Below are 6,595 nucleotides of genomic sequence, written 5' to 3' on the forward strand. Positions count from 1 at the left end.
GACCATAGACTCCGGCCTTACTGCCATTAGCTCGCGTTCGACGACGACGACCAATGACCTGGCGCGCGAGCTTACACAGCGGTTGACTGCCTTGGGGCGAGCCCATCATCTGGTGGCGGCCGGTGCCCGGCCAGACTGAGGCCGCCTCTGCGCTGCTTGCGACCTACTTACGGTACTGCTTGCGCCTTATGACGATCTGGGGGCGTTTAGCGGCCGCATCAGGGTGTCGGTGCGAAGGATGAGTGTTGGTGAATCATCGGCAACTATCCTGGCGCTTATCATTCATGAACTTGCAACCAACTCTCTCAAATACGGCGCCTTGTCGGCGGAAGCAGGCACGCTGGATGTATCGTGCTCGGCGCAAGATGACGCCGTCACCATCGTCTGGACAGAAAGTGGCGGACCGCTCGTTGAGACACCTGCAGATCCGCCCGGCTACGGAAGCAGATTGGTCGAGCGTAGCGTAACCGGGCATCTGCGTGGCTCGATCGCTTACGATTGGGCAAAGCAGGGCCTGATCGTCACGCTGAAAATCCAGCCGCAGCGCCTCACACAATAACCGCGCGCTCGCCTTCAAAGGCCGAAGCTGGTGATCGAGCCCACGCCATGGAGGCGGAAGAACTGGCAGGGCGGCCATGTCAAGTTGAGACCAAGTCGCGTAAACTTGCCGCTATGGCTGCGTTGTCATACGGCTTGGCATAAAACAGGCTGCCTTTCGGAAGGTCCGTGACCGACACCGCGCGATGGCCTGACGTCGCTACAATCCTGATGGGTGGCCAGCGGTCGCGTACAGCAGCAGAAAGCTTTACGCCATCCACGCTACCTGGCATGTCGACGTCAGTGAACATGAGCTGGATCTGGGCATTGGTTTCGAGCAAGTCAATTGCCTCATCGGCATTGGCAGCCTCCAATACCTCGAAACCCTCGCCGAGCAGGAAATCCGCGATGTCCATGCGGATTAGCGGCTCGTCCTCGACAACCAACACGCAGATGCTAGGTGGCACTAGACCCTCCTGCCAAAATGATGCTGGCGGTCCACAACTCTGTTGCGCCCAGATCGATCCACAAAAACTTGCAATCCAAGCATTCAGCGCCAAGAGTCGAAGTTCGCGGCCTACTAGCGTGGACGGGCAAGGGATTTGGGCAATGTGATGCTTCGCGTCCGAACCCGCCTGACCCAGGCGGGCTTTTTATTGGCTGTCGCTATGAACGCGGTCAATTCCCTTCGACCCGAGCAAACCACGGATCTAAAAGTGAAGCCGATCGCCGGCCCCAGCACGGCATGGATTTGCGCCAAGACGGCGTAGCATGCGAGTTCGTGGTTCGGGGATGGGGACAGTCCCTTTTCTCCACTTTGCTCGCGATCGTGGTTCTCGATGGACCCTCGGGAAACGCCTCAGCGCCGTCGCCGCTTCCGTCTGGCTGATTCCAAGGCCGTTGCGCCAAGCTTTAAATTCTTCAGAAGTCAGCACATTCTCCACTCAAGAGGTGAGGGCTTCCCCCTTCGGTAAGGCCGGTTTCCAGGCTCCCTGTGACCTTTATCTGAAGTAAAGCCAAGCTTAACGGCCCGACCTTTATCCTCAGCTTCCACAGACCGAAGTCTATGGCTCGAGCAGGGCAGCGCCGTACTTGGCCCATAGCCGGTCGCAGTCAATCAACCTAAGTGGTGTGCCAGATTCCCCATAGAAGACCATTGCGGCCCGGGCGTCATATCCGAGCACTGAGGCTTTTGCGACGAACTGGATTGCCTCTCCGAGGCGGGCGATGGGGAATTTGGCCTCCGTTTTGTTGTTGAGGTCGAACGCTCCAAGAATTTCCGCGTTGGCATTCCTGGACGACAGTGCCTCGGTCTCAGGCGCACTGCCCAACGCAAGCAGCATCATATTAGCCTTCACTAATATACAACTACGCACCATACGTTTTGTTCCGTAGACAATGCAGCCACGCAGACGAAAAAGATCACTCATACGCACGCAGAGTTGCCGCCAAATAGGTGACTTCGTCGACGAATTCATGACCCCAAACGTCATGCAGGCGGTGCGACAATAATTGACCGCTCGGCGCAGGGACGGGTTGCTTGAGTGATTCGCTGACCTCGGTCGGCCTGACTATTCGAGCCGGAATTCAACCAAACGCGCATCACCCTCATTGATGAGGCCGCTGTCGACTGCAGCTTCGAACGCCTTCGCAAAATACTCATCATCCGAGGCTTGGTGAACTTGGCCTGCAAGATCGATTGGCAGTGCGCCGATCACCCGACCAGTTGCCTTCTCGATAACCGTGACGGTCCGCTGCATCGATCAGGGTTTGTTGACGGTGTCGTCAACTGCGTTCGCCGTCGACTTGACGTCCCTACCGACGCCTCGGACGGTATTAGCGCAAGCGGAAAGAGCCAGGGCGCAGGCAAGAATAGCGATGGGGGCAAGGTGTAACAGTTTCACGGCGATGTCTCCTCTTCATGACGTAACCCACGAATGCCCATCGAGTTCCAATCATGCTTGTTCCCGCAAACGCCCCGCGATTTAGAAAAGTGCACAGCGTGCGACGAGATCTCCGGCTTATTCGACGGTGCAGGGCGGCGACGCGCGGATTTCGAGGCCGAGGGTGGTCATAATGTAGGTAAGAGACTGCCCGCTAATGTTGCGCGAGGCCCTGATTACATGGTGTCAATTGCATCCAAGGTTCAGGCGTATTGCAGTTCTGGCTTCGTCTCGGTACCGTTGATCATTCCGGCGCTAGCGTAGTTTCGGGGCTCTGCGTCTCCTCGACATCGGGCGGATAGTCGAAGTCTGCGGCCGGATTGTCCGCGCCGCTCAGAGGAACTGGACCGGCACGCCGGGACTGAGAAGCTTGCCAAGTTCTCCAGCATCCCAATTGGTCAGGCGTACACAGCCATGGGAGCCGGTCTTGTCAATACGGGCGGGCTCGGGGGTCCCGTGAATACCGAAGCTCGGTTCAGACAAGTCGATCCACACCGTGCCGACGGGGCCATTGGGACCGGGCGGAAGGGTCAGGACCTTGTCGTTGTTGCCCTGTTTGAAATTGAGCTTGGGATTGTAGGTGTAGCTCGGGTTCGTGACCACCGCCCTTACTGTATGCATGCCGGACGGGGATGGGTTCTCCTCGCTGCCAATTGTGGCCGGAAAGGCCGCCAGGAGTGAGCCGTCTTCCGCATAGGCGCGAACCTGGCCTTCGGCCTTGTCTACTTCCAGTCTGGCGGCCGTTCCGCGCTTCCCCGAACCTAGATCGGCCACCGAAATCGTTTCTCCCTCGGCGAAGGTCGCGCCAGGATTGAGTGCCTTCAGAAAATCCTCGTCCATGTGGAAACGCTCGGCCATGGCCTCGCTTGGACGGGCGTAGCCGAGGTATTTCATCTCCGCCATTTTGGCGTAGTCTTTCGGAATGGCACCCACCACCGTGGAAAGGTCGTCCGCCGTGACGACGTAGCTGCCGATAACCTGCTTGTCCGCGTCTATGGCGGCGATGACCTTGAGTCCAATCTTTCCGTCGACCGGGAGGCCACGCATCACTTCAAAGGCTGCGATGGCGTGCCGCAGGTTGCCGCCATCAAGACCGTCGATAACTCCTGGCGACGCCCCCGCCCGGTCGAGCAATACCTGCAACCGAACTATGGACGGCGAGGGCGCGTCTGCCGCAGGGGCTTGCGTAAACTCCGTCGAAGGGGCGGCGGCACCGACATTGAACGTGCTGCCGGTGGTCAGCGGATCGATCTTCGAATCGGGGGGCGCATACGTCGGCGAAATTGCATCGAGGGGCGCTGCGTTGACGGTATCGGGGGTAAGCAATGACGCGGCGTGAGCTGGTGAGATGACCAACGTTGCCGTGCCAGCGCCAAGTGCCGTGCTGAAGGTGAGTACAAGTAGACCGAGGCCGCGTCGCATGTGGGGTGTGTCTCCTGGCAGCGAAAAGAGGCCGCAAGCGACATTCTGCCGGATTGGTTACTGGTCTCTTAACATCGATGTCCAATTCAACTCACTGTGCCTGCAGACCTGCTAGGGGAACTTAGCGCCGTGACGCCCTGGGTTCCGAATTTGTTCAGAAAGCATCCGATCCGCCACGGAGGAGCCAGAAGACTCTGATCCGTCTCCTTGCACGCGAACCCGGATTACCGAAGCTCGGACGCGAGAGCTGATTAACATGACGGTACCGATCGTGGATCAAGCTGGGAGACGCCCGACTAAAAGGCGCAGCGGAATTCCCGACGTTACAGAAGCAATACGCCGTTGGTCTACAGGCCAGGGCAAAGGGTCTGCCAAGCCCCGGTCTTGGTGTTCTGTCCCATGATGCCGCCGCGGTGCTGCGTCTTAGCCCGTTGAGGCTCCGGCCAAGGAGCAGGGATGGGGACGGAAAATCTCATTCTAGACCTGACCAAGATGCGGACTATTAGTTGCTACCTGCTTGGCTGAATACAACCGAGCCGTCGTCCTTGCGAACCTCGACCGCTACAATACCGTCTGAGTTTCGTGCGGAAAAATTGGCAAGCGCGTTATCCCGTGCAGCCTTCTCGGTCTCGAACGACGCTTTCTCGACAATGCCTTGCTTGCCGTACCAGATCACCGTGTAAGCCAACGTTTCGGCGTCCTTCTCTGCTTTAGTTTTCTTCGCGCGCTCGCAACGGTGTCGAAAGGGACCGGTTGAGACATTACGCCTTGGGCAGGATATTACAAATCCACAGATCTGACGTATCTCGGCGAGGAAAGTTCGAACCGAGAGGTGGGAAACGCCATCCCGATCTCGCGTGTGCCTTGATGCCCTGCCGCCTCCAGATTGACGGCATCGACATTGTAGGAAGCCCGGCAGTAGCGACATTGTCCGACTAGCGGCCGGTATTTGGCCGCTTTAATTGCTTAGTCAGACGTTGAGTCTCTCCGCACCAAGGCCACTCGATCGTCCCTGAGAAACCACGGTGTGTATGCAGAAGGCACAAGGACATCATGCCTATTTTTTCAGTGAGGCACTCGACTGTCTATCGTTACAGCCGACCTGTAAGGTTTGGCGAACACCGGCTGATATTCAGGCCGCGCGACAGCTTCGACCAGAGACTTCTAGACCACGCCATGGTCATTGATCCCGAGCCGAAAGAGCTCCGTTGGATCCACGACGTTTTTGGAAACTGCGTTGCCGTGCTCGATTTCAAGGGGGCAGCTAAAGCACTGCACTTCGAAACAGCCATTCGGCTTGATCATACGCCTCAGCACGCGCCCGATTTTCGCATCGACGAAGCAGCACTCAGCTATCCGTTTTCATACGAATCTGACGAAGCAACCGACCTTTCCCAGACCATCGAGCGCCATCATCCCGACGAAGGGGACGAGATTGGAAAATGGGCACGACAATTCTTGAGTGCCGGTGGCAAGACAGAGACGGGCACACTGTTGATGACACTCTGCTATGCCATCCACGAAAGCTTTGTGTATTCCCGTCGAACGGAACCCGGGACACAACCGCCTCTTGTCACGCTACATCTGCGGCGAGGCACATGCCGTGACTTCGCACTGTTCATGATGGAAGCTGTTCGATCGCTTGGTTTCGCTGCGCGTTTCGTGACCGGATATATCTACGTTCCAACCCGAGACAAGTTGGAGGTACGAGGTGGAGGATCGACCCACGCCTGGTGCCAGGTCTATTTGCCTGGAGCCGGTTGGGTCGAGTTCGATCCGACCAATGGCATTGTCGGTAATCGGGAACTGATCAGGGTGGCAGTCGCTCGACACCCGCGACAGGCGATCCCTCTTTCCGGCAGCTACTCGGGAAGCGCTTCGAGTTTTTTGGGCATGGACGTCGAGGTGAAAGTTACCAGGGAATAATCAGACCAGAACCCTCGCCCAATGAATGTGGTGGAACCGATTCGTCAAAGCGGAGTTTGGCCGTCTCCTCAATCAAGAACATTTGGAGCGACGATGCGGATACGCGCAGGTTACAATCTCACCTACGAGTGTCCTAAGCCAACGCCGATGCTTCTCGTTCTGGAAATCCACCCGTCACGTCGGGTCGACCTGCTGACGGAACAGGTGATTGGCTTTGATCGGCCGATCGAAGCAAGGGGCTACATCGACAGTTTCGGCAATGCCTGCACAAGGATCGAGGCCCCTGCTGGATTGACGACGATTTCAACCACCTTTGAAATCTACGACAGCGGCAATCCGGACATCGTCGCCCCCGAGGCCATACAACACGATATAAAAGACCTGCCGGATGAAGTACTAACTTTCCTTCTAGGAAGCCGGTACTGCGACACCGATCGTCTCGGGGATTTCGCCTGGGCGACCTTTGGCAACACAAGGCCTGGATGGGCTCGCGTCCAGGCAATCTGCGATTTCGTTCACAATCACATAGCGTTCAGCTACCAGAACGCCGACGCGCTGCGCACAGCTCATGGCGGCTTCCTCGATCGAACCGGTGTTTGCCGTGACTTTGCTCATCTGGCTATTGCACTGTGTCGCTGCATGAACATTCCGGCGCGCTATTGTACGGGTTATCTGGGGGATATCGGGGTCCCGCCCGTGCCAGATCCGATGGATTTCAGCGCCTGGTTCCAAGCCTATCTCGGTGGTCATTGGTTCACCTTCGACGC

Annotated in this window: 8 protein-coding genes; 3 read left to right on the top strand and 5 right to left on the bottom strand. The window is 57.5% G+C overall.

The window, feature by feature from the left end; genetic code table 11:
- Positions 1-238: 238 nt before the first annotated feature.
- Positions 239-559 carry a sensor histidine kinase gene (locus EN949_RS36820; RefSeq protein ID WP_245472551.1) on the top strand — a complete coding sequence of 107 codons (321 nt, stop codon included), beginning with the start codon at positions 239-241 and terminating at the stop codon, positions 557-559.
- Between the two features lie 79 nt (positions 560-638).
- Here the strand turns inward: EN949_RS36820 and EN949_RS31355 are convergent, their stop codons facing one another.
- The 5 genes from EN949_RS31355 to EN949_RS31380 form a co-directional block, all read right to left on the bottom strand.
- Positions 639-986: a response regulator gene (locus EN949_RS31355; RefSeq protein ID WP_127366487.1), complete on the bottom strand. Its 348-nt coding sequence runs from the start codon at positions 984-986 to the stop codon at positions 639-641.
- 615 nt (positions 987-1,601) lie between these two features.
- A complete protein-coding gene (locus tag EN949_RS31360) occupies positions 1,602-1,883 on the bottom strand; it encodes a hypothetical protein (protein WP_245459229.1) in 282 nt (93 codons plus the stop codon).
- Between the two features lie 225 nt (positions 1,884-2,108).
- Entirely contained in the window at positions 2,109-2,297 is a 189-nt protein-coding gene (locus EN949_RS31365; protein ID WP_127366483.1) for a hypothetical protein, read from the bottom strand.
- A gap of 516 nt (positions 2,298-2,813) precedes the next feature.
- Complete coding sequence (locus EN949_RS31375; RefSeq protein WP_127366481.1) at positions 2,814-3,902, bottom strand: L,D-transpeptidase; 1,089 nt, start codon at positions 3,900-3,902, stop codon at positions 2,814-2,816.
- Between the two features lie 502 nt (positions 3,903-4,404).
- A complete protein-coding gene (locus tag EN949_RS31380) occupies positions 4,405-4,590 on the bottom strand; it encodes a hypothetical protein (protein WP_127366480.1) in 186 nt (61 codons plus the stop codon).
- 365 nt (positions 4,591-4,955) lie between these two features.
- On the opposite strand from EN949_RS31380, the gene EN949_RS31385 reads away from it, so the two are divergent.
- Together EN949_RS31385 and EN949_RS31390 are read left to right on the top strand one after the other, a co-directional pair.
- The gene (locus EN949_RS31385) at positions 4,956-5,828 is read left to right on the top strand and encodes a transglutaminase family protein (protein WP_127366479.1); all 873 of its coding nucleotides are present in this window, start codon (positions 4,956-4,958) and stop codon (positions 5,826-5,828) included.
- A gap of 93 nt (positions 5,829-5,921) precedes the next feature.
- Positions 5,922-6,595: transglutaminase family protein (locus tag EN949_RS31390; RefSeq protein WP_164782597.1), on the top strand; the 674-nt coding region annotated here is incomplete at its 3' end.

It is taken from the genome of Mesorhizobium sp. M7A.F.Ca.US.007.01.2.1 (assembly GCF_003998165.1).
Classification (GTDB): Bacteria; Pseudomonadota; Alphaproteobacteria; order Rhizobiales; family Rhizobiaceae; genus Mesorhizobium; species Mesorhizobium ciceri.

Bases quoted from the DNA above. Each gene is read 5' to 3' on its own strand.
- EN949_RS36820 (WP_245472551.1), top strand. From the start codon at position 239: ATGAGTGTTGGTGAATCATCGGCAACTATCCTGGCGCTTATCATTCAT.
- EN949_RS31360 (WP_245459229.1), bottom strand. From the start codon at position 1,883: ATGATGCTGCTTGCGTTGGGCAGTGCGCCTGAGACCGAGGCACTGTCG.
- EN949_RS31365 (WP_127366483.1), bottom strand. From the start codon at position 2,297: ATGCAGCGGACCGTCACGGTTATCGAGAAGGCAACTGGTCGGGTGATC.
- EN949_RS31375 (WP_127366481.1), bottom strand. From the start codon at position 3,902: ATGCGACGCGGCCTCGGTCTACTTGTACTCACCTTCAGCACGGCACTT.
- EN949_RS31385 (WP_127366479.1), top strand. From the start codon at position 4,956: ATGCCTATTTTTTCAGTGAGGCACTCGACTGTCTATCGTTACAGCCGA.